This is a genomic window from Draconibacterium sp. IB214405 (genome assembly GCF_033963885.1).
In the GTDB taxonomy this organism is placed as follows: Bacteria; Bacteroidota; Bacteroidia; order Bacteroidales; family Prolixibacteraceae; genus Draconibacterium.
Map to the genome: position 1 here is coordinate 564,525 of NZ_JAXBMA010000003.1, position 26,194 is coordinate 590,718.

At 40.9% G+C, this 26,194-nt stretch carries 25 protein-coding genes; 13 read left to right on the plus strand and 12 right to left on the minus strand.

The window, feature by feature from the left end; all coding sequences use genetic code 11:
• Positions 1-86 precede the first annotated feature (86 nt).
• Together SLH46_RS12275 and SLH46_RS12280 are read right to left on the minus strand one after the other, a co-directional pair.
• A complete protein-coding gene (locus SLH46_RS12275; protein ID WP_320281484.1) occupies positions 87-2,399 on the minus strand; it encodes a type IA DNA topoisomerase in 2,313 nt (770 codons plus the stop codon).
• Positions 2,400-2,568: 169 nt separating this feature from the next.
• Complete coding sequence (locus SLH46_RS12280) at positions 2,569-3,207, minus strand: thioredoxin family protein (RefSeq protein WP_320281485.1); 639 nt, start codon at positions 3,205-3,207, stop codon at positions 2,569-2,571.
• A 120-nt stretch (positions 3,208-3,327) separates the two neighbouring features.
• Here SLH46_RS12280 and ligA point away from each other — a divergent pair, with 120 nt between their 5' ends.
• From ligA to SLH46_RS12315, 7 genes are all read left to right on the plus strand, one after another.
• Positions 3,328-5,373 (plus strand): NAD-dependent DNA ligase LigA, encoded by a 2,046-nt coding sequence (gene ligA, locus SLH46_RS12285; protein ID WP_320281486.1) that lies wholly within the window; start codon positions 3,328-3,330, stop codon positions 5,371-5,373.
• A gap of 57 nt (positions 5,374-5,430) precedes the next feature.
• On the plus strand, positions 5,431-6,006 hold the full coding sequence (locus tag SLH46_RS12290; RefSeq protein ID WP_320281487.1) for a hypothetical protein: 576 nt from the start codon (positions 5,431-5,433) through the stop codon (positions 6,004-6,006).
• Positions 6,007-6,017: 11 nt separating this feature from the next.
• Positions 6,018-6,533 carry a DUF6913 domain-containing protein gene (locus SLH46_RS12295; protein ID WP_320281488.1) on the plus strand — a complete coding sequence of 172 codons (516 nt, stop codon included), beginning with the start codon at positions 6,018-6,020 and terminating at the stop codon, positions 6,531-6,533.
• Positions 6,533-7,414, plus strand: a complete 882-nt coding sequence (gene dapA, locus SLH46_RS12300) for a 4-hydroxy-tetrahydrodipicolinate synthase (RefSeq protein WP_320281489.1) — start codon at positions 6,533-6,535, stop codon at positions 7,412-7,414. Before SLH46_RS12295 ends, dapA begins: the two co-directional genes overlap by 1 nt.
• A 71-nt stretch (positions 7,415-7,485) precedes the next feature.
• The gene (locus SLH46_RS12305) at positions 7,486-8,025 is read left to right on the plus strand and encodes a hypothetical protein (protein WP_320281490.1); all 540 of its coding nucleotides are present in this window, start codon (positions 7,486-7,488) and stop codon (positions 8,023-8,025) included.
• A gap of 62 nt (positions 8,026-8,087) precedes the next feature.
• Entirely contained in the window at positions 8,088-11,336 is a 3,249-nt protein-coding gene (locus SLH46_RS12310; RefSeq protein WP_320281491.1) for a UvrD-helicase domain-containing protein, read from the plus strand.
• Between the two features lie 86 nt (positions 11,337-11,422).
• Positions 11,423-11,845, plus strand: coding sequence for a QcrA and Rieske domain-containing protein (locus SLH46_RS12315; protein WP_320281492.1), 423 nt, complete (start codon positions 11,423-11,425; stop codon positions 11,843-11,845).
• Positions 11,846-11,853: 8 nt separating this feature from the next.
• Here SLH46_RS12315 and SLH46_RS12320 read toward each other — a convergent pair whose 3' ends face one another.
• Together SLH46_RS12320 and SLH46_RS12325 are read right to left on the minus strand one after the other, a co-directional pair.
• Positions 11,854-13,179: an alpha-L-fucosidase gene (locus SLH46_RS12320; protein WP_320281493.1), complete on the minus strand. Its 1,326-nt coding sequence runs from the start codon at positions 13,177-13,179 to the stop codon at positions 11,854-11,856.
• A gap of 63 nt (positions 13,180-13,242) precedes the next feature.
• Positions 13,243-13,509 (minus strand): cupin domain-containing protein, encoded by a 267-nt coding sequence (locus tag SLH46_RS12325; RefSeq protein WP_320281494.1) that lies wholly within the window; start codon positions 13,507-13,509, stop codon positions 13,243-13,245.
• Between the two features lie 277 nt (positions 13,510-13,786).
• On the opposite strand from SLH46_RS12325, the gene SLH46_RS12330 reads away from it, so the two are divergent.
• Positions 13,787-14,692 (plus strand): metallophosphoesterase family protein, encoded by a 906-nt coding sequence (locus SLH46_RS12330; protein ID WP_320281495.1) that lies wholly within the window; start codon positions 13,787-13,789, stop codon positions 14,690-14,692.
• A gap of 52 nt (positions 14,693-14,744) precedes the next feature.
• Here the strand turns inward: SLH46_RS12330 and SLH46_RS12335 are convergent, their stop codons facing one another.
• Positions 14,745-15,155, minus strand: a complete 411-nt coding sequence (locus tag SLH46_RS12335) for a secondary thiamine-phosphate synthase enzyme YjbQ (RefSeq protein WP_320281496.1) — start codon at positions 15,153-15,155, stop codon at positions 14,745-14,747.
• Between the two features lie 189 nt (positions 15,156-15,344).
• On the opposite strand from SLH46_RS12335, the gene SLH46_RS12340 reads away from it, so the two are divergent.
• The 4 genes from SLH46_RS12340 (at position 15,345) to SLH46_RS12355 (ending at position 17,927) form a co-directional block, all read left to right on the plus strand.
• Positions 15,345-15,764: a hypothetical protein gene (locus SLH46_RS12340; RefSeq protein ID WP_320281497.1), complete on the plus strand. Its 420-nt coding sequence runs from the start codon at positions 15,345-15,347 to the stop codon at positions 15,762-15,764.
• Positions 15,765-15,776: 12 nt separating this feature from the next.
• A complete protein-coding gene (locus tag SLH46_RS12345) occupies positions 15,777-16,145 on the plus strand; it encodes a YccF domain-containing protein (protein WP_320281498.1) in 369 nt (122 codons plus the stop codon).
• A 172-nt stretch (positions 16,146-16,317) separates the two neighbouring features.
• Complete coding sequence (locus tag SLH46_RS12350; RefSeq protein ID WP_320281499.1) at positions 16,318-17,088, plus strand: DUF432 domain-containing protein; 771 nt, start codon at positions 16,318-16,320, stop codon at positions 17,086-17,088.
• Complete coding sequence (locus SLH46_RS12355) at positions 17,088-17,927, plus strand: mechanosensitive ion channel family protein (RefSeq protein WP_320281500.1); 840 nt, start codon at positions 17,088-17,090, stop codon at positions 17,925-17,927. The genes SLH46_RS12350 and SLH46_RS12355 overlap by 1 nt, the downstream gene beginning before the upstream one ends.
• Before the next feature lie 2 nt (positions 17,928-17,929).
• On the opposite strand, the gene SLH46_RS12360 is transcribed toward SLH46_RS12355, so the two are convergent.
• The 4 genes from SLH46_RS12360 to SLH46_RS12375 form a co-directional block, all read right to left on the minus strand.
• The gene (locus tag SLH46_RS12360; protein WP_320281501.1) at positions 17,930-18,496 is read right to left on the minus strand and encodes a Crp/Fnr family transcriptional regulator; all 567 of its coding nucleotides are present in this window, start codon (positions 18,494-18,496) and stop codon (positions 17,930-17,932) included.
• Positions 18,497-18,558: 62 nt separating this feature from the next.
• A complete protein-coding gene (locus SLH46_RS12365; protein WP_320281502.1) occupies positions 18,559-19,872 on the minus strand; it encodes a pyridoxal phosphate-dependent aminotransferase in 1,314 nt (437 codons plus the stop codon).
• Between the two features lie 125 nt (positions 19,873-19,997).
• Positions 19,998-20,522, minus strand: coding sequence for a flavodoxin (locus SLH46_RS12370; RefSeq protein WP_320281503.1), 525 nt, complete (start codon positions 20,520-20,522; stop codon positions 19,998-20,000).
• A gap of 17 nt (positions 20,523-20,539) precedes the next feature.
• A complete protein-coding gene (locus tag SLH46_RS12375) occupies positions 20,540-21,370 on the minus strand; it encodes a prephenate dehydratase (protein WP_320281504.1) in 831 nt (276 codons plus the stop codon).
• Positions 21,371-21,807: 437 nt separating this feature from the next.
• Here SLH46_RS12375 and SLH46_RS12380 point away from each other — a divergent pair, with 437 nt between their 5' ends.
• Positions 21,808-23,367, plus strand: a complete 1,560-nt coding sequence (locus tag SLH46_RS12380; protein ID WP_320281505.1) for a sulfatase family protein — start codon at positions 21,808-21,810, stop codon at positions 23,365-23,367.
• A gap of 17 nt (positions 23,368-23,384) precedes the next feature.
• Here the strand turns inward: SLH46_RS12380 and SLH46_RS12385 are convergent, their stop codons facing one another.
• From SLH46_RS12385 to folP, 3 genes are all read right to left on the minus strand, one after another.
• Positions 23,385-24,335, minus strand: coding sequence for an NAD(P)H-dependent flavin oxidoreductase (locus SLH46_RS12385; RefSeq protein WP_320281506.1), 951 nt, complete (start codon positions 24,333-24,335; stop codon positions 23,385-23,387).
• 130 nt (positions 24,336-24,465) lie between these two features.
• Positions 24,466-25,269 carry a diadenylate cyclase CdaA gene (gene cdaA / locus SLH46_RS12390; protein WP_320281507.1) on the minus strand — a complete coding sequence of 268 codons (804 nt, stop codon included), beginning with the start codon at positions 25,267-25,269 and terminating at the stop codon, positions 24,466-24,468.
• Entirely contained in the window at positions 25,269-26,147 is an 879-nt protein-coding gene (folP, locus tag SLH46_RS12395) for a dihydropteroate synthase (protein WP_320281508.1), read from the minus strand. The genes cdaA and folP overlap by 1 nt, the downstream gene beginning before the upstream one ends.
• Positions 26,148-26,194: the final 47 nt, after the last annotated feature.

Consider the following 26,194-nt stretch of genomic DNA (forward strand, 5'->3'; position numbering starts at 1 on the left):
ATGATCGGGGGTCACGCTAAGCGAAGTCGAAGTGCAACAAAAGCAGTCTTCGACTTCGCTCAGACTGACATTCAAAAATATTCATGCTACGCTCCTTCTTGCAAAATTTCCAATACCAATTCTTTGGTTAATTCCCTTCCGGCAGCTTTCTCGCGAATGGCATCGAAAGTGAATTTAAATTTACAGCCCTGTTTCCAATTACTGCAACCGTAAGCGGTTTTACCTTTTATAATTGTTCCGCCACATCTTGGGCATTTGGGCGTTGTATCGGCAGCTTTCTTTTCAGCCGGAGATTTATCCACAAACTCCACATTACAATCCGAAGTAAGCTGTAAAATACCTTCTACCTTCTTGTCCCCCATTTTAAAACCTTTGAGTTTTGTAGTGGCTCCTTTTTTCAGCAAACGCTCAACTTGTTTATCGGTGAGCTTTTTCTCCATAAACACAAATGGCAGCCTAAAATCGCAACCTTCCTTCCAACGGTTACAACCATAAGCATTTTTGCCTTTCAGCACTTTTCCTTCTGAGCATTTTGGGCAGGTCATTTCAGCATTACCGGTAACATCAGCATTCTGCCCTTTTGCCTTTTTACTTTTGCCTTTTCCCTTTTTTACCGGTTCCGGAGCGGCCAGTTTTACTGAGCTACGATCGCGCATCACTTCGACTACCAGATCGTAAACCATACGTTTCATTTCGTATATAAACTTCGAGGCGCTGTATTCTCCCTGCTCAATTTCGCGCAGTCGTTTTTCCCATTGCCCGGTTAGTTCAGCCGACTTCAGCAATTCGTTTTGAATGGTATCAATCAACTGAATTCCCATTTTTGTTGGATGAATCTGCTTTTTCTGCCGCTCGATATATTTACGTCGGAACAATGTTTCAATGATCGCTGCACGTGTAGATGGACGCCCAATACCGTTAGCTTTCATCAGGTCGCGCAGTTCATCATCATCCACATTTTTGCCCGCTGTTTCCATCGCTCGTAACAACGAAGCTTCGGTGTAATAACGTGGCGGTTTTGTTTCCTTCTCCGTAAACGATGGCTCGTGGGGACCGTGCTCTCCTTTTTCGAATGCAGGCAGAATACTCTCGCCATCACCGCTTTTCGAATTCTCATCCTGAAAAACAACACGCCACCCCGGCTGCAAAATTTGTTTTCCTGTAGCCACAAATTGTACAGTATCCACTTCCGCTTTTACCTGCGTTTTAGCTACTTTACAATCAGGATAAAAAACAGCTAAAAAACGTCGTGCAATGGCATCGTAAACTTTTTTCTCGTTACCGCCCAGCAACTTCTCTTCGCCAGTAGGAATAATGGCATGGTGATCGGTAACCTTTTTATCGTTAAAAACTTTTGTCGATTTACGGATTTTCTTTACCAGCAAAGGCTGAGCAAGATCGCTATAAGTTTTTAGGCCCTTTAAAATTCCTGGAATTTTAGGATACTGATCGTTGGGCAAAAAAGTGGTATCAACACGCGGATAGGTAACCACCTTCATTTCGTACAGACGCTGCACGGTTTTTAAGGTTTCGTCGGCGGTTAATCCAAAACGGGTATTACAATAAACCTGTAAACTGGTCAGGTCGAAAAGTTTAGGCGCATATTCCTGTCCATCTTTCTTTTCAACTTCAGTAATGTACAGGTCCTTCCCCAAAACCTGATTCAACAACTTCTCCCCGTCTTCCTTTCTGAAAAACTTTCCTTCGGTATTGCTAAAAACCGTATCACGATACACAGTTTGTAATTCCCAGTATGGTTGCGGTTTAAAATTCGTGATTTCGTAATGACGGGTTACCAGCATTGCCAGCGTTGGTGTTTGCACCCGCCCGATAGACAAAACCTGTTTGTAACCACCATATTTCAGCGTGTACAAACGCGTGGCGTTCATTCCCAACAGCCAGTCGCCAATGGCGCGCGAACTTCCGGCGTAATACAAATGATCAAAATCGGTGGCGGGTTGTAACTTTTGAAAACCGTTTTTAATAGCCTCATTCGTCAGCGACGAAATCCACAAACGTTTTACCTCTCCTTTGTAACCAGCCTCTTTCATTACCCATCGCTGAATGAGCTCTCCTTCCTGGCCGGCATCACCGCAGTTAATAACCTGTTCCGCTTTATCGAGTAAGTTTTTAATGGTATTGAATTGTTTGGTTACTCCACCGTCGCCTGTCATTACCTTGGTTTCAAAACGTTCGGGTAACATGGGAAGCGTTTGCAGATCCCAGCGTTTCCATTGGGCGTTATAATCCTCGGGCGGCCACAGCGTACAAAAATGGCCAAAGGTCCAGGTTACCTGGTAACCATTGCCTTCGTAGTAACCATCTTTACGCGAACCTGCCCCAATTACACTGGCAATTTCTTTGGCAACACTTGGTTTCTCTGCAATACAAACAATCATAAGTGCTGCAAATATACAAGGAATGACTCGCGAAGAAAAAGGGAGTTATTAACAAGGGAAAAGAAAGATTGATGTAGATTGATTTTTAGATTGAATTAGATTGAGCACTGAGACTGTGAGAACCGTGACTGAAAACTTGTAACTCGCGTCTCGAAGCTCGCTACTCAGCTTACCATACCAAATCACAGGCATCGGCTGGCATCCAGTGTTTGTGCTTGCCTTCCCATTTTACGTTGCAGCCAATCGGGTTGGTAACCGGGACTGAAATGGCTTTTCCGCTTTTCAATTCTTCAAGAGCATTAGCCAAATCGTTCACCGTTATTTTTGAGGCGTCTCGCGGACTGTCAACTCCCCTTCCGGTGTAAACAAGCTCGCGAGTTTCGTTAAATACGTAAAAATGTGGTGTTCTGAGTGCTCCGTAAGCCAAAGCAATTTCCTGCGACTCATCGTACAAATATTTCCATGGAAACTGGTGTTCCTTCATTCGTTCCACCATGTGATCGAAATCATCCTCTTCATAAGTATGTTTGCTGTTTGAGTTTATTCCGACAAACTCAACACCAAGCGGCTTAAACCTTTCAGCAGTTTTTCGGGTTACTTCGTCGCTATTGATCACATAGGGGCAGTGGTTACAGGTAAAAAAGACCACCAGGTATTTCGAGTCCTTAAAACTTTCTAATGAATACGTGTTCCCGTCAGTAGCCGGAAGATCAAAATCAATTGCCTGTTTTCCTACTTCGAGTGTAAATGCCATAATTCTATCTCTTTTTACTACATAAAGAATATACCCCTGAAATTGTTTAATCATCACCTTTGTTTTACCCCCACCCCCTAAAGGGGGGTACTACCAAGTCCCTTTTAGGGGATTTAGGGGGTAATTGAAAATGGTAGCTGAAAATTTATGCTCTTTTCGCCCAACAAATTATCTTTGAAAAATCATCTTGAAATATTAAGAATTAGTGCACAAATGAGCAGCGAACAGGATTTACAACGGATTAAGGATTTGCAGGCCGAACTGGCCGAACACAACTATAAATACTACGTACTGGCGCAACCATCTATCAGCGATTTTGATTTTGATATGAAATTGAAAGAGTTGGAGCGCCTTGAAAAACAATACGACATTAACGATCCGAACTCTCCCACGCAACGTGTAGGCAGCGATTTAAGTTCGGATTTCCAGCAGGTTACACATAAGTACAATATGCTTTCCTTGTCGAATGCTTACTCTAAAGAAGAGCTTGAGGATTTCGACAGCCGTATTCAGAAAATTATTGGTACCGATGATTTTGAGTATGTATGTGAGTTGAAATTTGATGGCTCATCAATTAGCCTGACCTACGAAAATGGCGAACTGGTGCGAGCAGTTACACGTGGCGATGGTGTGAAAGGCGACGATGTAACAGCCAACGTACGCACCATTCAATCGGTACCTTTAAAATTGCGCGGAAACGATTATCCGGAGAGTTTTGAGATTCGCGGTGAGATTTTAATGCCATTTGAGGTATTCAACAAACTAAATGCAGAGTTGGAAAAAGCCGGTGAACCATTATTGGCCAATCCACGAAATACAGCTGCAGGAACTTTAAAAATGAAAAATTCTTCGATAGTTGCCTCTCGAAAACTAGACGCGTACTTGTATTACGTTCTTGGCGAAAACTTACCGGAAGACGGTCATTACGAAAGTCTGCAAAAAGCGCGTGAATGGGGCTTTAAAATTTCGGAGCATACACAACTGTGCAAGAACATTGATGAAGTTTTCTCATTCATCGAGAAATGGGATACCGAACGTTTTAACCTGCCGGTAGCCACCGACGGAATTGTGATAAAAGTAAACTCACGCAAACTGCAGAACAACCTTGGTTTTACAGCCAAATCGCCACGCTGGGCCATTGCTTATAAATTCAAAGCCGAAAGTGTTGCGACCATTTTAAAATCGGTTTCGTACCAGGTTGGCCGAACAGGAGCCGTTACTCCGGTTGCCAATCTCGAGCCCGTTCTTATTGCCGGAACCATTGTTAAACGCGCCTCGCTGCATAATGCAGATATTATCAGCAACCTGGATTTGCACATCGATGACACAGTTTTTGTGGAAAAAGGTGGCGAGATCATTCCTAAAATTACCGGTGTTGATTCGGCCAAACGACATCCGATGTTTCAGCGCGTTGAGTTTATTGAATCGTGCCCGGAGTGTGGAACAACACTAATCAGAAAAGAAGGTGAAGCTGCCCATTATTGTCCGAATGAAGATGCTTGTCCGCCACAAATAAAAGGCAAAATGGAGCATTTTGTAGGCCGTAAAGCAATGGACATTGATGGTATTGGGCAGGAAACGATTGAATTACTTTATAATGAAGGGCTTGCAAAAAACGTTACGCAACTCTACGAGTTAACAAAGGATCAGCTACTGAACCTGGAACGAATGGCGGATAAATCTGCGCAGCGAATTCTTGATGGATTGGAAGCATCAAAACAAGTTCCGTTCGAGCGGGTACTTTTTTCGCTGGGAATTCGTTTTGTGGGTGAAACAGTAGCCAAAACGCTGGTAAAAAAGTTACACACCATCGAAAATATTCAGGCACAGACAAAAGAACAGCTGGTTGAAATTGATGAGATTGGCGACCGTATTGCAGAAAGTGTAGTGGAATGGTTTTCGAAAGATGAACATCTGCAGTTTATTCAGCACTTGAAAGAATACGGACTTCAGTTTGCCATTAGCGAAGATCAACTGGAAGGGCAAACCAATAAACTGGAAGGTTTGAGCATCGTTATTTCCGGTACTTTCGAGCAGCATTCGCGCGATGAACTGAAAAAACTGATTGAACAAAATGGAGGTAAAAATGTGGGATCGATTTCGAAAAAAACCAGTTATATGCTCGCCGGAAGCAATGTTGGTCCGAGCAAACTTCAGAAAGTTGAAAAGCTTGGTATTCCGATGATAACCGAAGACGATTTCCTAAAAATGATCGAGTAGTTATCCTTTTTTATCAATCAAAAAATTACATTTGAAGCTAAATACGCCGGTTTTACGATGACAAAAACAATTTTTCTTTTAACAATATCATTCCTTTTATCAGTTGTTGCCAGTGCTCAAAATATAATTGAGTGGTCGGCTGATTACAAACTTACAAAAGACGATTTTCAGGCGGAGGCGCCCAACAGCGGACAAATGCAAACGGCCTCGGGAAGTTATTATGTGGAATATGAAATGGGCGGTCTGAATTTGGTAATGACACGAAACCTGAACGAAAACGTATCGTGTTATTTTCAAAAAGATGCTTCGTACCTCGACGAAGGAACCGAAGAAGGAACTGCACGACTGCTTAAATACCAGAACCTGGTTTTTAACCTGTACGAAATTCAGGCACGAAATATCAGAAAAAAGTTTTTTGAGGAGCGTAAAACTCTGCTAACAAAAGGGCCTTCGAAATTGCACCAGCAAGCATATGCCGAACATGCCAAGCTTCTATCGCAAGTGGAAAATGAGACTTTTAACGGCACACTCGATTCGGAAATCGACAAGTGGATGGACTGGTCGTTGGAAGAACTGGAACGACTTGGCGATTTTTGCAAGACTTGTAAACCCAAAAAGAACAAGAATAAATAAGAAAGTAAAGCATGGGATTTAAAGAAAAATATGCCGCTCGCAAACTCCAAAAACTGGTAGCAGCACAGCAACGCACACCGGTTATTCCAAACCTTGCTTTACATTCGAAAGTTGGGGTCATCTGGCAACCATCGGAAAAACCTGCCACACAATATTTGCGTGAATATTTTAACCAACACGGGGCTATTTTTCGCGACTACTGTATTTTCGACAGCGATTCAAATCCGGCTGCCGAAGCCAATTCTTTAACCGTTAACGACCTGAATTGGTGGGGAATTCCTAAGCCCGAAAAAGTTGGTGATTTTATTGATATGCAACTTGATCTTTTAATTTGTCTGGCAGCCGAAAAAAACTATGCAGTTGACTATATCACCGCTTTATCGAAGGCCAAATTTAAAATTGGCAGCTCTGAATCTGATCAATCCTACTTCGATCTGAATATTAAGATTGACCAAAATAAGGATGCAATGTTTCTAGCCAAGCAACAAATTTTCTATCTTGCGCAGCTAAACAACAGTACGGATTAATGAGTCGATATTTTACAGGCGCGGGAGTAGCCTTAATAACTCCGTTTACAACAAACGATCAGGTTGATTACAAAGCACTTGAAACCATTATCGAAAACCAGGTTAAAGGTGGTATGGACTATCTTGTGGCCCTGGGTACAACAGCAGAAACAGCTACATTAACCACCGATGAAAAGGCACATGTGGTTGAACTGGTAAAGGAGAAAGCCAATGGTTTACCTGTTGTTGTTGGAATGGGAGGTAACGATACCCGTACCATGTGCAACCAGATCGATAATTTCAATTTTGAAGGTATCGACGGAATTTTAGTCGTGACTCCATACTACAATAAACCATCGCAGGAAGGTATGTACCGCCACTACCTTGAAATTGCAAAAGCAAGCCCTGTACCGGTTATTCTTTACAATGTTCCATCTCGTACTGGTGTAAACCTTGATGCAACTACAGTTGGACGTTTGGCTGAAGCTTCAGATAAAATTGTTGCCATTAAAGAAGCGTCGGGTGAACACTCGCAAATGACAAAAATCGGGAAATACACCTCTGATGATTTTACAGTTATTTCGGGCGACGACTTGTTAGCAATTACCATTGCTGCTATTGGCGGGCAAGGAGTGATATCGGTTGCTGCAAACGCTTATCCTGAAAAAATTAGTAAGTTAATGCACCTGGCAATGGCCAACGATTTCCACAGTGCCCGTGAAATACATTTCGAACTGATTGAAATGTTCCAGCTCTTATTCCGCGAAGGTAATCCGGGTGGAATTAAAGCGTTAATGAACATTCAGGGTACAATAGAAAACATATTGCGTTCGCCACTTTATAAAATCAGCGACGATCTTTACAAGGATATTAAAGAACGTCACCAACTGATTTACGGTTAACGCTTTTTAACCCAACTTTTTTGATCCCCCTGCAAAATGTGGTAATTTTGTATTGCAATTAAAATGTATTTATGCGATCATTTTTCATCATATTCCTGTTGCTCTTTGCTGTTCAATCCATTGCGCAGCAAGGACTTCAAATGGATTTTGGTGAAGTTGATTCCACCGAAGTAATACAACAACGTCAGCTCGAGTATTATAATTTTATAAACGGAGGAGTTGCTAATGACTTACTTTTGAGTGACCTGGAATTACCCGATTTGGATTTCTATGAGGCCTATCGCAACCGATATACTTTGCATCTTTCTTTGAACCCGAATAATATACTTACTTCCGGATTTTCATTTAACGGAGATGGAATGATTACCACTCCTTTTTATAATGCTGAAATGTTAAGTTCAGCAGCCTATAAACTGGGTGATAAATTTGTGGTTGGAGGTTTCAGTTATGGAGCGAACTCGGCACTTTCGGCACCGCTTCCCAACCAGAATTCCAGTTATTTTGATGCTTATGGATCAACCATGTTTTTCCAGTACAAGGTTTCGAAAAAATTCAAAATCGAAACCAGCATCAACATTCAGCAAAACGGGCATAATCCGATGGGATTTTAATCTTGCCACCTCCACACAAAAGCTTATCTTTAAAAACTGAACTTTAAACTCAGATCACTTTCATGCTTACAGTTTACAAAGCTTCTGCCGGATCGGGAAAAACCTTTCAGCTGGTTGTTGAATACCTGAAAATTATCCTGAACAATCCCTACAACTACAAACACATTCTGGCGGTAACTTTTACGAATAAAGCTACAAACGAAATGAAAAGCAGGATTTTGGAGCAGCTTCACCTGCTGGCTACCGAAAAAGATTCTGCCTACATTAAACCATTACAAGAAGGCAACAAATACACCGAACAGTTTATCCGTCAGCGCGCCAAAGAAGTGCTGAAAAATATTCTGCACGATTATAACCGTTTCTCAATAAATACCATCGATTCGTTTACCCAGAAAGTGATAAAAGCTTTTAACCGTGAACTCGGAATTTCGCCAAATTTTACGGTTGAACTCGACAACGATATTCTGTTACAGGAAGCTGCCGACAGGCTACTTGCCCGTATTAATGAAGACAAAAACCTGCTACAGTGGCTGCGCGATTTCAGTAAAGAAAAGATTGAAGCCAACCGCAGTCAACGTATCGACGACGATATAAAAAACCTTGGAAAAGAGCTTTTTAAAGAATCGTTTCAAGTGTTTTTTCCTGATGAAGGAGAATCGGTTTACAACCGTCAAAACCTGAATGATTTTGGAAAAGAGCTGCGCCAAATAATCAGGAGCTACGAAAAAGGCTTAAAAGAAAAAGCACAAGCCATTTTTACCGACATTGCCGTAAATGGTTTTTCTGTTGATGATTTCTCATACAAAAAATCGGGTGTGGCCGGTTATATTCAGGCAGTGGCCAACGGAGAAATAAAAGAACCCGGTGCGCGGGTTTTAACAGCAAGCGAAAACACCGAAAAATGGTACGCAGCCAAACACAAACAAGCTGCCGAATTATACAATCTGGTGGAAAACAAATTACGACCAGCCCTGTCAGCGCTCATTGATTTTTACGAATCGAATTCAACACAATACAATACGGCGCAAGCAGTACTCCGCCAATTACGCATGCTGGGTATTCTCAGCGACCTGAAAGAGGAAATTGCAGCCATTCAGCAGGAAAAAGGGGCACTTCAGCTTTCGGATTCCAATCTCTTGCTAAGCAAAATTATCGGGCAAAGCGATTCGCCCTTTGTATACGAGAAAATCGGCAACTACTACAAACATTTTATGCTCGATGAGTTTCAGGATACATCGGGATTACAATGGAGAAACTTCAAACCATTGCTTGACAACTCACTGGCTGAAGGCAACGCCAACCTAATTGTTGGAGATGTAAAACAATCGATTTACCGTTGGCGAAACAGCGACTGGAGTATTTTGGCCGAGCAGCTGGATGCTGAGTTTTCTCCCGCACAAAAACAGGATTTTACCTTGGAGAAAAACTGGCGAAGCGACGAAAATATCATTGCCTTTAACAATGCAATATTTGGCGAATTAAAATCAGCTTTTGAAAATTACCTGATTGGCAACCTCACAGATAACGAAGCTTATATTCAGAAATTCGATCACATTTATTCGTCGTATAAACAAGATCCGGGAAAAACTTCGAAAGAACCGAGTGGGTTTGTTCAGGTAAATTTTCTACCCGAAGATGACTTTGAAGAAACTTCAACTGAGCGCTTGGTTGAACAGGTAAAACATTTACAGGACGAAGGAATAAAAGCAAAAGATATTGCAATATTAATTCGTAAAAACAAAGAAGGCGGCCCCATCATTGAAGCCTTTTTGGCAGCGGCCAAACTTCCCGAAAATAAGAAATACAACCTGTCAGTTCTATCAAACGAATCGCTTTTTCTTTTCGCATCAAAAGCAGTGTTGTTTGTGATTAACACCATCGAACTGCTGATCGATCCGGAGAATAAGATAACACAAGCCACCTTATTAAACTTGTGGCAAAGCTGGCTAAAACCAGGGTTAAAAACGATGGGCATCTCTGTTCAATCGAATAACGGACAAAGTCTGCTCGATTTTAACGATTACTCCGACTGGAACCTTCAACCCGGTTTTGATGAAGAGTTTCACGCTGAGTTACACGAGAAACTGGAGCAGGTAAAACATAAAGTGCTGCTCACATCGCTTGATGAAACGATCACACATATTTGTTCACTTTTTGGTCTGTTCAATTTCAAATCGGAGCTTCCGTTTCTGCAAACACTTATCGATAAAGCCGGCGAGTTAAAAAGCTCTTTGTCGAACGATTTGTCGAATCTGATTTACTGGTGGAACGAAAAAGGCAGCAACACTTCGGTTAATGTTAACGAAGAGCTCAACTCCATCCGTTTAATGACAGTGCATAAATCGAAAGGATTGGAATTTAAAGCAGTGCTGCTCCCCTATCTCGACTGGAAAACAAGCTGGAGTGGAAATACCTCGCCATTGTTATGGTGTAAACCGCTTTCCGAACCTTTCAACAAATTTCCGCTGCTGCCTATCCAGGCCGGAAAACAAATGGAATTATCCGAATTTGCTCCTGTTTATTACCAGGAAAAGATGAATTATTACATCGATACACTGAACCTGATTTACGTGGCATTCACACGTGCCGAGTCGGTGTTGATGGCCAACTGCCCCGAACCAAAAGAGAGTCGAAACAATTCCGGTTCGGGCAAACCAATTCATTACCTCTTGCACAAAGCATTGATCAATCAGTGTTATCAGGACAATTTCAGCGATTGTATGAATGAGGAGCAAAACCAATTTGAATTTGGAAACATCACAATTGATGCATCCGACAAAGACGAAGAGAGTTCTGTTTTTCTCGAGAAATACTGTTTTAATGATATTTCGGATAAGATAAGTCTGCGCTTGAACAGTGATGATTTTCTGATCGAAAATAAAGAACATCATTCGGAAAAGAATACAGGAAAGATCATTCACGATATTCTGGCAAAAATTGTTGTTGCCGACGATGCGGAAGCTGCATGTTTACAGGCTTTGCACGATGGAAAGTTGTCGAAAGAAGAATTCAATGAAATTAGCGAAAGCCTGCAGCAAAACCTTGAACTACCCGAAGTGAAAAGCTGGTTCGATGGCAGTTATCAGGTACTAAACGAAAGAGACCTGCTCTCCTCTGACAAACTTTTACGCCCCGACCGCATTATGTTTTCCGGCGACGAGGCAATTGTGGTTGACTACAAAACTGGTGAAAAACACCAGAAATACATTTACCAGGTTAAAGAGTATGCAAAAGTGTTGACTCAATCAGGTATTAAAAATGTAAGCGGTTATTTGTGGTACCTCAACACCGGGGAAATAGAACAGGTGTAACGGCTGTTCGAGGCAAATCTAACCTGCATAACGAACAATAAAACACCAATCGGTGTTTATATCCCAAACATATTAATCCAACAACTATGAAAAGAGCTGATTTTATTAAAAAGTTTGCCTACGGCGGAAGTATCTTGCTTACCGCACCCCTGATTTTAAGTGCTTGTTCCGGCGACGACGACGAATTTGTACCCGAACCCAATATTCCCAACAATTTAACCATCGATCTTTCAAGTAGCACCTACGAAGATCTTGGATCAATTGGAGGTTATGTTTACGAAGGCGACATATTGATTTTCAGAACGGGTGATAGTGCCTACTTGGCTCTGTCGAAGATTTGTACACACCAAAGTTGTACTGTTGCTTACGACCATTCCAATGGTAACATTCTATGTCCATGTCATTCGTCTCGTTTTACAACTGCCGGAGCGGTAATAAACGGACCCGCAACAAGCAGCTTGAAAAAATATTCGGTGCAGAAAAACGGTGATATCCTCACCATAAGTTAGGAACTACATTAGTTACTCTCAATAACTTGCCCCTGTTCGCGGTAAAGATCAACTTTTCCGTCGAGTAGAACGGCAATTACAGTAACCTGTTCATCCAATACTTTTTCGGGAACATCGATGTAAACAATACCCGGAACTGCGCTCCAGTATTGTTTCATTTTTACATCCCAGTTCAACTTGGTGCCGTTACCAACTACCCACATCCGGTTGATTTTATTTTTAATACCTTTTAGCACCAGCGAACCATTTGGTTTGTGAGGCACGAATAAGTATAGAATATCTCCTTTTTTATTCAGCGCAGTAGGTCCGTAATAATGTTCGTATGGAATTCCTGCCTGTGTCTCATAAATTGCTTCGGCATGTTTGTTGGTCCAGCGGCCTAATTCTTTTAAAATATCCACTTGTTCTTCGGGAATTGAACCGTCAGCTTTCGGACCGATATCTAACAACAGATTTCCTCCTTTATTTATACAATCAACCAAAATACGGATAACCTGATTTGGTGTTTTATAATTATGATCGTTGTGCTGGTATCCCCAACTGTCGTTCATCGTCATACACAATTCCCAATACGGTTTATCAGGACGTGTAACAGGAAGTCCCTGCTCAGGAGTGGCGTAATCGCCATAGCCTTTAATTCTACTGTTCAGAATTACATCAGGATTCCACTCTCTTAACTTTTCGCTTAATTCGCGTGCTTTCCATTTTTCTGCCGATTGCTCCCAGTCACCATCAAACCAATACAGGTCGGGTTTAAACTGTTTCGACAATTCCTCGAGTTGACAGAAATTAAAATCAACAAAATTATCCCAACGAACAGAATCGTTTTTGTAACGTTTTGTGTTTCGTGTTTTATTTGGATAATCGGGGTGCGACCAGTCGAGTAACGAATAATACAAGCCAACTTTTACATCCTCTTTCCGGAGTTCTTTAACAAATGGAGCAACAAGATCTTTTCCTGCAGGTGTTTTATCAACCACATTTAAATCGTTACATTTAGTATCCCAAAGTGCAACTCCATCATGATGTTTAGTAGTTAAAACAGCATATTTAGCACCACTTCCGGCAATCAATTCGGCCCATTCCTTTGCATCGTATTTTTCGGCAGTAAATCCGCCAAGCTGCTTCATATAATCGTCGTACGAAATGTAGTCGTTAAAAAACGACCAACTCTCGTCGATTCCATTAACGGAATAAATTCCCCAGTGAATAAAAATACCCAGCTTGGCATCGCCAAACCATTGCATTCGTTTTTGATATTCCTTACTAAGTTCCTGAGAAAAAGCACTGAGAGACAGCACTGCAGCCACTACCAATAATAAAATCTTTTGCATAGGTTTTAAATGAATATATAGTTTGACCGCAAACTTTGTAAAAAATTTAAAAAGCAAATATGATTATTCGCAGGAATAGTGCATTATTATTTCAGACTCCACGTCCCAAACACATTCCAGTCCTTTCGGGAAAGTAACAAAATCTCCGGCCCGCACTGTTATCGGTTCAAACTCTGTTGTTATCACGGCCTCTCCTTCAGCAATATAACACAGCTCAGTTTGCTCGTAATACCAGTCTATTTTTTCTTCATCGAGTTTACGAACAGGCCAGTCAAAAACTCCCTCTTCCTGTAATTCTTCCTCGGAATAGTTGTCAACGGAAATTTTCATCAGTCATCAAATTTAGTTACTTACAAATTACAAACAAAAATGATAAAAATCTTCGATATTTTTCGATAAAAAACCTCATACACTTTAGGCCAATTGAAAGTAGAAATGTAATTCTTTAAAAAACACCACAAATCCATATTATTTTTTTTGATGCAGACGCGAAATTTAAACAGCATTCATCCCACGAATCAACTAGCTGTTAAAGATTATTTAAGTTATAATAAACACTACATTTATCTATTTCTGTTAAATTCACAACATAATTTAAAACAACAAAATGAAACATCTTATCTATTTATCAGTAAGCATTTTTCTGCTTTTTAGTTGTACTCAAAGTTCCAAACCGCAACAGGAATCGGAAACAGAGGACTTTTCGTTTGTATTTATGACCGATATACATATTACGGAAGAACGTCAGGCAACAGAAGGTTTTAGCCAGGCAATTGATACGATAAACAGTTTAAATCCTGACTTTGTATTAACAGGAGGCGACAATATAATGGATGCGCTTGCAGTATCGTATGAGGCTAGCGACAGCGCATACAATCTATACGAAAATACGATAAAACAAGTAAACGCACCGGTTTATACAACCATGGGGAATCATGAAGTTTTTGGCCTGTACGAAAGAAGTGGCGTTTCTCCGTCGCATGAAGAATACGGTAAAAAACTTTACGAAAACAGACTGGCCAAACGCTACTACTCATTTGATTATAAAGACTGGCATTTTGTGGTGCTCGATGGGATTGGATTTACTGAAGACAGACATTATTACGGGCATGTTGACGAAGAGCAATTGGTGTGGCTGAAAAAGGATTTAGAAGCTGCAGGCGACAAACCAATTGCCGTAAGTATTCATATTCCGCTGTTAAGCATCGGATCGCAGATTATGCAAAGCCCAACCCAGGGAATGGATGCAGGTTCAATTGTTACCAATGCCAATGAGGTTCGTGAAATTCTTGAGCAACACAATACAAAACTGGTTTTACAGGGACATTTGCACTTTCTTGAAGATATTGAATACAACGGAATTCATTATATAACAGGTGGAGCAGTTTCTTCGCAATGGTGGCAAGGCCAACGTTTTGGAATGGAAGAAGGGTTCCTGAAAATTGATGTAAAAGGAGAAGACTTTAGCTGGAAATACGTCGATTTTGGATGGGAGGTAAAAGAAGCGAGTTAATTTATACCACATAAAATAATGCAAAAACCGGGTAAAACCCGGTTTTTCTATTTTAGCTGTATACTGTTAATACCAATCGACGCGAACCTCCATAATCCCGAAATTCGCAAAAATAAATTCCCTGCCATGTTCCCAAATTTAAACGGTGCCGTGTAATCGGAATCGTAACTTCGGCCCCAATTACCGACGACTTCAGGTGTGCAGGCATATCATCAGCTCCCTCGTAAGTATGCACATAAACGGGGTCATTTTCAGGAATCATTTTATTTATAAAATTCTCGAAATCGGTACGCACGGTCGGGTCGGCATTTTCATTCAAAGTAATACCTGCCGATGTATGTTTTACCAAAATGTGCAATAATCCTTTCTCAGGTAATTCCGGCAATTGTTCTTCAATTAAACGCGTAACTAAATGGTATCCTCGCCGAAATGCGGGAAGTGTTATTTCTTTCTGCTCGATCATAATTCTTTATTCAATTTCAAAAGCTTAAAAGTAAAAAGTATTTACCAACTGCAGCAACCATATCACCTGTTCAATCCCCAATTTTTAACGCTTGTCTCCAATTATCGGCGTTTTACCTTTTTAACAAGGACGAAAAACCGATGGATTAAGTAATTTAGTTTTGTTTTGAAACACAAATAAAAGAAAACGATGAATTCAACATTACTCTTTGCAGGCCTGGCCGTCGGGATTCTACTTTTATCTGTACTCGTTCTTGTTCTTATTAAACAAAACAAAGCGGGAGTAAACAAAGGCAATAACGAACTGGCATCGAAAGCCATGGGACGAGGAATTGCCATTGGTTATGCTATTGGAATGGGGCCGGGAATCGCTTTTGGTGTTGCGCTCGACAATATCGGGCTTGGAATTGCGCTGGGGGCAGGAATCGGAATATCGATTGGAGTGGCACTTGGCGAGAGTTTTAAAAAGAAAGAATTGGCAAAAACGAATCAGAAAATAAAGAGACAGACCATATCGGAGCAAACGGCAATGCCAAAGATTATAGTGCTCTTGATGGCGCTATTTGTGTTTCTGTTACTGGCTTTGTATTTCTTCACAAAAATGAATTAACAACTATAAACAATGAAGATTTTAGGAAACTTAATTTGGTTAGTATTTGGCGGATTTGCCATCTTTTTAGAGTATATGATTGCGGGTATCGCACTTTGTGTAACCATCGTTGGAATCCCGTTTGGTATTCAATCGTTTAAATTGGGCATTCTTGCACTCTGGCCTTTTGGGCAAAAAATTGAATACATGGATTATGCACCGGGCTGTTTATCAACCATCATGAATATTATTTGGTTATTCATCGGGGGAATCTGGATTATGCTAACCCACGTATTTTTCGGCTTACTTTTGGGTATTACAATCATTGGTATCCCATGGGCTCGTCAACATTTTAAAATGGCATCGCTTGCCTTAACTCCATTTGGCAGAAAAATCGTTTAAAAACAAACAAATCATTATTTTAAAGCTCATAAGTTAAACAATAGTTGATGTATTGAGTTTTATTATAACAATATGAATGAATGATAAAGAATCCGGTTGTTCCCGGATTTTTTTTGAGGTAAAGTATCATCACAAATGAAAAAATGGTAATTTTAGTTATCATATTCTAAACATGGAGAAAGTAACCATATACGGGAAAAAGCAATTAGAACCGGGCAATTCAAATCTGATCGATTTCGAGAGTTTTACGCTTGGTATTAAACGTCATACTGAAGGTTGGTTTATAAAGACCTTTGATAAAAACACTGTTGAAGAAAAACCGAGTATCGATGAGATAGCAACAGGAACTTATTATCACACAGGAAAATCGAATAGTCTTTACCTTACTCCTGCCCTTCCGGCCAAACCGATGGTACTAAAAGGAAGTCGTCTGGTAATCTCTCCGCATCAGCGTCTCACTTTTTTTGTCAAAGTTCCGCTTATGCTGCAGCTTTATTCGGCAAAAAAACAGGAAGAGAATCTGCTCACTGAATTTCCGTTTCAACAAATTTCCGACACGTGGTTTGGAGAAACGGTAAACGGAGAGCCTGCTTATGCATTGGAGTCAGAAGAATACCTCGAGATTAATGAGATAGTTCCGGATGAGAATTTTGCGGTTTGCCCGGTAAACATTTTTAATAACGACAGTTCGCCTCTTGCTATTGAACGTCTGATTTTAAGGGTTGACCAGCTGCATCTTCTTCGATTTAAAGAATACCTGATCACCAGCATGGTGAAGTTGGAGTATAAAGGGAAAGATCATGTTAGTGCGGTAAACTATGGTTTTTCTAAAGCTTTACATGGCGAAAACCATGATATTGTTGCCAAACCAAGAAACCCGGAAGGCAAAAGCCTGCTGAAAATTAACTTTCATTTTATTAAAAACATTTATCGTTCGGAATAATGGAATTTGACTTTTCGAAATATTTTAATGTCGCCAACTTTGAAAAATTAATGTGGGTAGTGCTCATCCTGGTAGTAGGAATTGCACTAATCTACTTTTTGGCATTTGTTGTAAAAAAGCTACTGCCGAAGTCGCTTTCGCAGCAACGAAAAATGATCGTTCAGCGCCTTATCTATTATTCCGGCTTTTTGTTACTGGCCTTTATTATTCTTGCCCAATTAAATATTAGTCTGGCTCCTTTCTTTGGTGCTGCGGGTGTTATTGGGCTGGTGGTTGGTGTGGCCTCGCAAACCAGCATCGGAAACATTGTAAGCGGTTTTTTCCTGGTTGGAGAAAAGTCGTTCGAGATTGGCGATGTGATAAAAGTTGGAGATAAAGCAGGAGTTGTTTTTAGCATAGATCTGCTGTCGATCAAAATACGAACTTTCGATAACCAGCTTTTGCGAATTCCAAATCAGACCATTATTTCTACCGAACTGATCAATGTTACGCGCTTCCCTATCCGACGCCTTGATTTTAATGTTAGCGTTGCCTACAAAGAAGATCTGGGACGAGTAAAAACACTGTTGGAAGAAGTGGCAAAAGCAAATCCATTGAGTTTAGACGAGCCGGAACCACTCATCGTTTTTAAAGATTTTGGTGCCAGTGGCATCGATATTCTGCTTGGTGTTTGGTTTGAAAAGCCGAACTACCTGAAAGTGAAAAACTCAATTTTCCAGGAAATTAAGGCCCGTTTTGATGCTGAAGGAATTGAAATTCCATTCCCGCATGTTACCTTGTATACCGGCGAGGCAACCAAACCTTTTCCGGTTGTAAATACTACATCAGGCAAAAAATAAACCTACAATTTATAAAGTATACGGGTTAAAATGTTTCGGTGAATACCGAGGTACGATGCGATGTGCTGACGTTGTAATTTCTGGGCCAACTCCGGATATTCCACAAAAAACTTACGGATACGTTGTTCGGCATTCAGCGATTGAAACGAGTGAATACGATCCATTGCCTGAATGTAACTTTCTTCGGCAAGAATACGCACGGTACGCTCAAATTTGTGGTTGTTATCAAGCAAATTCTTAAACTCGTCCTTTTCAATAAAAATCAATCTTGAGTCTTCGTAGGCGCGAATGGCTTCCGTTGAATCTTTACCCAAAACAAATCCGCGATGATTGCTTACGATAAAGTTGTTGGGAGGAAAGAAAAAACGCGATACCCACTCGGTACCACTGTCTGACAGATATGAAGCATAAAGCAGTCCATCGAGTAGGATTCCCAGTTTTTTGTTCTTTTCGCCATAATCGATAAATAATTCGCCCTTCTTCAGCACAACCGGTTCATTCTTCAAGTCGAAAGACTCAATCAGGCTCAGGGTATGCTCAAATCGCGAGATTATTTTTTTTCTATCCATTCCTCGAATATTATTCACCGGATGCCCCTCCAATTTATTTAAAGTCATCCGGTGAATTTATTTTATTGACCAAAATTCTCATTAAACAATTTCAGGCGTTCCTCAAGGTCGCCAAACTGATGCGGCAACACAAACGAAACACAAGCACGGATACCTTCTTCATCACTTCCGGTATTATCAAGTGCGATGGCACTAATTCCGTAGAATAACAAGTTGGCAACCAATTCGTTTCCTGTCATTCCCGGATAACCGATTGTAAAATAAAAACCGTCGGCAATTGGGACGCCCAAATCATTTTCGTAAACCACCTTAAATCCGTTTTCTAGGAAAAGGCGTTTCATTTCTTTGGCACGCTCGCCGTAAGCTTTTACGCCCTCCACGAAATTGAACTCGCCATCATTGGCAGCTTTAAACATGGCTGCCAGTGCCCATTGTGCCGAATGACTCGTTCCCGACGAAAGCGAATACAACAAGCGCAAAGTAATAGTTGCACCAAAGGTTGTTCCTTTAAAACGTTCCTGCAAATCGGGATAATCGCGGCTAAACAATTTATCCGAAATAGCCATTATACCAATGCGCTGACCTGCGTAAGAAAATATCTTCGAACTGCTGATAAACAGCACGTAATTATCGGTGTAATTGGCAACTGTTGGCGGATAAGGTGCTTCGCCCGGTTTCGAAAAGTCGGTTCGGAAATCCATACCTAAATATGCCAGGTCTTCCATTACAATAACATCGTATTTATTGGCCAGCTCACCGATTATCTTTAATTCCTCGTCGTTGAAACAAATCCACGCCGGGTTATTAGGGTTCGAATAAACAATAGAATTAATGTTTCCTTTTGCAAGAAACGATTCCAGTTTTTCCTTTAGCTTGTCGCCTCGGTAATTAAATACATCAAAGGTTTCAAACTTCTGCCCCAGCACCATCATCTGCTGTTTCTGCACCGGAAATCCCGGATCGATAAACAACACGGTATCTTTCTTTTTGTCGCAGTTACCGGCAGCCATAAAAGCTGCGTAGGTTCCCTGCATCGATCCTGTTGTTGGAATACAACCTGCAGGCGCCACATCAACATTCATAAAGTTTTTAATGAATTTCGATGATTCCTCCTTCAATGGTTTTATTCCGTCTACCATTGGATAAATGGCCGATACACCACGATCGAGGGCATCTTTTTCGGCTTCCACACCAACCTTAGCCGGAGGCAAACCGGGCACACCCATTTCCATACGAACGTATTTAAAATCGCTGGCTTCTTCAACCAGGTTTACCAAAGCCACAACTTCGCGAATAGAAGCTTTGCCAATATCGGGAATGCGCAATTGCGCTATCTTTTCTTCAACAAGTTTTTTGTCGAGAGGTGAATTGTTCATACTCAAATCTTTCGAGTTTTAAGTTCAGTATTTATCCAACACTAAACCAGTTGTCATTCTAGAGAATCTCCATGAAACAGTACTGCTTCAGAAGATTTTCGAAATGACCTTATAAAATGTAATTATTAAAATCCGAAGTCGGGTTTGATTTGCTCAACCCAGGCCGCCACACGTTCGTCGGTCATCTCCGGTTCAAAATCCTCGTCAAGCGGCAAACCGATGAATTTTCCATCAACCACTGCATCCGATTCTTCAAAATCGTAACCTTCGGTGTCAACCGGTCCAACCAAAATAGCATCGTTTTTCATCAACTCCTTGCCCAATAAACCAATGTGGTCAACAAAAGCGTGCGAGTAGGTAACATGATCGCCCAAACCAAAAACAGCAACTGTTTTTTCGCTGTAATCCACTTTCGAAATTTCGGGTAAGAATTTTCCCCAGTCGTTGGTTGAATACTCCGAATCCCAGGTATCCTTGCCAACTGTTGAAAGACCAAAAATTATTTTATCGTATTTTTCGAGGTCGGCAGCCGAAGCATTTTTTACTGCAACCATCTCCACTTTATCTTCGCCAATCAGTTCTTTTATTTTGTCTGCCACGCGGTTTACTGATCCACCTTCAGGACCGTAAAAAATTGCTATTTTACTCATATCTTATAGTTTTAGTTTTATTCGTTATGTAAGTTTCCTTTTTGATATTCGCCTAAAATAGACAGACTCGATGCACATTTCAGCACCTGATGAATAGCGCGGTCGTAATTTTCAGGTTTTTCCCATTCAATATCAACATGGAATGTATACTCGTTTGGTTTGCCGATTTTTGGCACCGACTGAATCTTCGTCAGGTTAATCTCGTTTTCGGCAAACGTATTCAGAACCGCAGCAAGGGCTCCGTAAAAGTGGCCCACTTCAAAACAAACCGATGCTTTATTGCTTCCCTCGGTTGGATTACCATGTTTCGAGAGAATCCAAAAGCGGGTGTAGTTCTTCTTGTTGGTTTCAATGCCGGTATCCAAAACATTTAATCCATACAATTCCGCCGATCGAAGATTAGCGATCGATGCAGCATCTTTTAGATTTTTATCCGCAACCAGTTTCGACGACGCTGCAGTATCGAGTTTTTCGTGCAACTGCGCATTTGGATAGTTATGCTCGATGTATTCCATACATTGACGCAAAGCGATGGGATGCGAGTGAATATCTTTAATATCTTCTGCTTTTACGCCATCGTTCACGAGTAAATTCATTTGGATATGAATGTAAATCTCACCAATAATGCGTAAATGATAATCGCGAATCAACTGGTAATTATTCAGCAAACTACCTGCAATTGAGTTTTCAATAGCCATTACAGCATAATCCACCTTATCGCTATCAATCATATCGCAAACGGTTGTAAATGACTTACACTCAACCACCTCAATATCTTCACTAAAATATCGTCGGGCCGCATCCTCATGAAAAGAGCCGGCTATTCCTTGTATTGCTATCCGTTTCATTAATTTCTTTTAAGCAGACCAAATATACGAATTATGCTCTAAGTGAAAGGGTTTCGGAAAAGAATGCCAATAAAATTTAAAGAACAATAGTCATAATATTCCCAACTATTTTTACAACACCTTGAGAATCGGAGATTAGGCATTTTATGGGGAGTTTGAATCAAGCGTTGAACTACATTTGTCAAAAAATTCTTGATATTACCTCGAATCCTAAAGGATGATCAAGAATTTTCTCGCTTTCTTCCTTCAGGACCGAGGTAAAAAAGAGAGAAAATTGTGATTTTACGATAATTTTCAACCCTTGATTTTCAAATATTGGTTTTACGCTTTTCCAATACTTTTTAAAAAAACGTCGAAAAATGGAACTTTCCCAATTTTTTTTCCTGAAGCTTTTACCTTTACACCAAAATATAACAGCTAAAATTAAACTTAAACCAATGAAGAAGTTATTCCTGCCACTTTGTTTGATTGTATTCCTTTTTATTAATGCGTGTTCGACAAAAACCGACGTTCAACAACATCCAAACATCATATATATTTTGGCAGACGATCTTGGTTATGGCGACATTTCCGCGCTGAATGAGCAAGGCAAAATTAACACACCAAACATCGACAAGCTGGCTGCTGAAGGAATACAATTTACCGACGCGCACACTTCATCGGCAGTTTGTACACCTACACGCTACGGAATTCTTACCGGCCGATACAATTGGCGCAGCACTTTAAAATCGGGCGTACTAACCGGCAAATCCAAAGCACTTATCCCATCGGACAGAAAAACAGTAGCAAAATTGTTGCAGGAAAATAACTACACAACCGCATTTATCGGAAAATGGCACTTAGGCTGGGATTGGGCCTTAAAAAACGACGAAGATAACGGAGGAGAAGGCTGGACTCCTACTGATTTTGACAATATCGATTTTTCGAAACCAATTAAAAATGGACCGAAAGAATTAGGATTTGATTATTCGTACGGACACAGCGGCTCTTTAGATATGGCCCCGTATGTTTATGTCGAAAACGGAATGCCCACTCAAGTTCCCGATACATTTACTGTGAATACAGGGAAATACTCGTGGTGGCGCAAAGGCCCCACTTCGGCCGACTTTATTCACGAGGATGTTACACCAAATTTTTTCAGAAAATCATTTAAATATATCTCTGAAATTTCGAAACAGGAAAAACCATTTTTTCTTTACCTGGCACTGCCTTCACCACACACACCAATTTTACCAACTGAAGAATGGCAGGGAAAAAGTGGTTTAAATCCATACGGAGATTTTGTAATGGAAATTGATAATTATATGGGGCAACTGCAAAAAGTTATAACAGATGCCGGAATTGAAGAAAATACCATCGTAATATTTACCAGCGACAACGGTTGTTCTCCTGCTGCAAAAATCGATGAACTTACGGCAAAAGGACACTACCCCAGTTACATTTACAGGGGACACAAAGCTGACATTTTCGAAGGTGGCCACCGTGTTCCGTTTATGGTAAAATGGCCGGCTGGAATTGCTCCCGGTTTAATTTCCGGTCAAACCATTTGTACTACCGACCTAATGGCTACCTGTGCCGATATTATAAACACACCTTTGGCAGATAATGAAGGAGAAGACAGCTTTAGTATGCTCCCCTTGTTTGAAGCAACAAACCAGCCAATTCGAGAGGCAACTGTACATCATTCAATCAACGGAAGTTTTGCCATCCGAAAAGGAGCGTGGAAATTGATAATGTGTCCCGGCTCGGGAGGATGGAGTTTTCCAAAACCGGGAAACAAGGAAGTTATTGACACGCTACCAAAATATCAGTTGTATAATCTAGAAACAGATCCGGGCGAAACCAAGAATCTTTACTCCGCAAATCCGGAAAAGACTGATGAACTAAAAACGCTACTGGTTAAATATATTACAGAAGGACGTAGCACTCCCGGAGCACAACAACAAAACGATCCGGTTGATGCGGAATGGAAGCAAATCGGTTTTATAAACGATTAAACAATAAGATCAGACTTTTAAAATTGGAACCTCCCCTCGCCTGCTTGCTTTTTTGCAGTTTCGTATGCTGAAATAATATTTCGCATAATTTCGGCTACAGGTCTTATTTTATCCAATTGAGCGGAAACCTGCCCAATTTCCAGTTCTCCTTCGTCGAGGTCGCCTTCGAACATTCCCTTTTTTGCACGGCCACGCCCCAGCAGTTCATTCATCGCTTCGGGAGATTGCCCGGCTTTTTCGGCTTCGTCAACCCGATTAAAAAAGCTGTTTTTTACTAAACGTGTCGGAGCCAGTTTTTTGAGTGCCAGTTTTGTTCCTCCTTCACCCAACTCAGTTACCAAACGTTTAAAATCAGGGTGTGCTGATGATTCCTCTGAAACTGCAAATGCCGATCCGATCTGAACACCGTCGGCACCCAAAACCATTGCCGCCAACATCGCTTCGCCCGAACCAATTCCACCTGCTGCCAACAAAGGCAATTTTGTGGCTTGTCGTACTGTTGGAATCAGTGTCATTGTAGTGGTTTCTTCGCGTCCGTTGTGGCCGCCTGCTTCAAAACCTTCGGCAACAATGGCATCAACACCGGCTGCCTCACATTTTCCTGCAAAAAATGAACTCGACACCACATGAGCAATAGTAATTCCCTTGTCTTTTAACCAGCCTGTCCACTTCTTTGGACTACCTGCCGATGTAAAAACAACTGGTACTTCATTCGCTGCAATAATATCCATTATTCGTTCTACTTCGGGATACATCAACGGCACATTTACCCCAAAAGGTTTATCGGTTGCGGCTTTCATTTTTTTTATGTGTTCTTCCAGTGTTTCAGGGTGCATCGATCCGGCTCCTAAAAGTCCCAAACCACCGCTGTTACTCACAGCCGAAGCAAGTTTCCATCCCGAACACCAAACCATTCCGCCTTGCACAACAGGGTATTTTATATTGAATAACTCACATATACGGTTCATACTTTTCCCTTCAAAAAATTACTAAGTGAAATTACAAATAAACACCTAGCTGAACGCTTATTCAGCCGATCATGTTCAAAGAAATAATAACAAAAAAATTATGGAATTATTGGACTGTTACCTGAAACTACTACTGATGATCAACGGTATGATCTATATCAACAATATTTTCTTCCAGTATTTGTACAAGTGTTTCTTTTGATACCCGGCGTCTAATTTCTCCTTTTTGTGCCACCGAAATCGTTCCTCTTTCCTCTGATACAGTTATACAAAGTGCGTCCGAATTTTCGGTCATTCCAACAGCAGCCCGATGTCGAAGTCCCAGCGCTTTATCCAGTTCTTTCTGTGTTAAGGGCAAAATACAACCCGCTGCCACAATGCGGTTTCCTTTTATAATAATAGCCCCATCGTGCAAGGGCGAGTTTTTAAAGAAAATAGTGCGAATAAGTGCCGATGATATTTTTGCATTTATTTTTTCGCCGGTATGTACCTGATCATTCAAATCGGACTCCCGTGCAATTACGATCAGCGCACCTGTTTTCGTCTTTCCCATTGCGACACAGGCATCAACAATATTCTCGATTTGTACCTCATCGATCGTTTTTGTTTTTCCCTGCGAAAACAGTTTATCGAGCATCAATATTTTATTCAGATTATAATTGGTTCCGATAAACACAAGGAATTTCCGGATTTCGGGGTGAAAAACAATAATAAGTGCCAGTACACCAACACCAATAAACTGGCCCATTATCGATCCCAGCAGCTCCATATTCAACGCCCGAACAATCAACCAAACAAGGTAAAGCGAGAACAAGCCGATAACAATATTAAAGGCTACCGTTCCTTTTATAAGGCGGTAAAGCTGGTAAAGCAAAAATGCCACCAGCAGAATATCGAGAATATCAAGAAATCGTATGGTAATAAATGCGAGCATTAAATAATTGTAGCTTTTATTTCACAAAAGATTTTTACTGCTTCAACGGCCTCCTTCACATCGTGAACACGCAATATATCAGCTCCTCCCATAAGTGCTAAAGTATTGGCAACACTTGTTCCGTTTAATGCCGATTCGGGAGTGGTGTCGAGTGCTTTCCAAATCATCGATTTGCGGCTTAATCCCACCATCACCGGCAATTGATAAACCTTAAAAGCATCGAGCTTGTTCAACAACTCGAAGTTATGATCTACCGTTTTTCCAAAACCAAATCCCGGATCGAGGATCACTTCTTTTACTCCAAATTTGTTTAGTTTTTTCACTTTTTCGGCAAAGTACTGCGACACCTCACGAATCAAATCTTCATACTCCGGATTGTCCTGCATATTCTGAGGCGTTCCTTTAATATGCGACAAAATGTAAGGCATCTGGAGTTTACCAACGGTTTCAAACATTTTCGAATCGAGCGTTCCTCCTGAAATATCATTAATGATTATTGGCCCCACTTCGTCGATAATACGCACTGCCACCCACGAGCGAAAAGTGTCGATTGAAAGCGCCACATCAGGAAATTCTTTTCGAATGGCCTGTACCGCCGGCAAAAGACGCGTGAGTTCTTCTTTTGTCGATACCGAACCTGATCCCGGTCGTGTGGAGACTGCACCAACATCAATAATCGTTGCGCCATCAACAATCATCTTTTCAACGGCCTTTAACATGGTAGTTTCGTCTTCCATTTTACCACCGTCGTAAAACGAATCGGGTGTAATATTCACAATTCCGGCAACTACCGGAATGGAAAGGTCAACTTCTTTTTCGCCAAGATGTAGTGTACTGTTTCGTTTTAAAAACTTACCCGCTGACTGCGTAATCAACATTAGAAATGAGCTTTTATGTTTAACAAATCATTAACGAACCATTAATT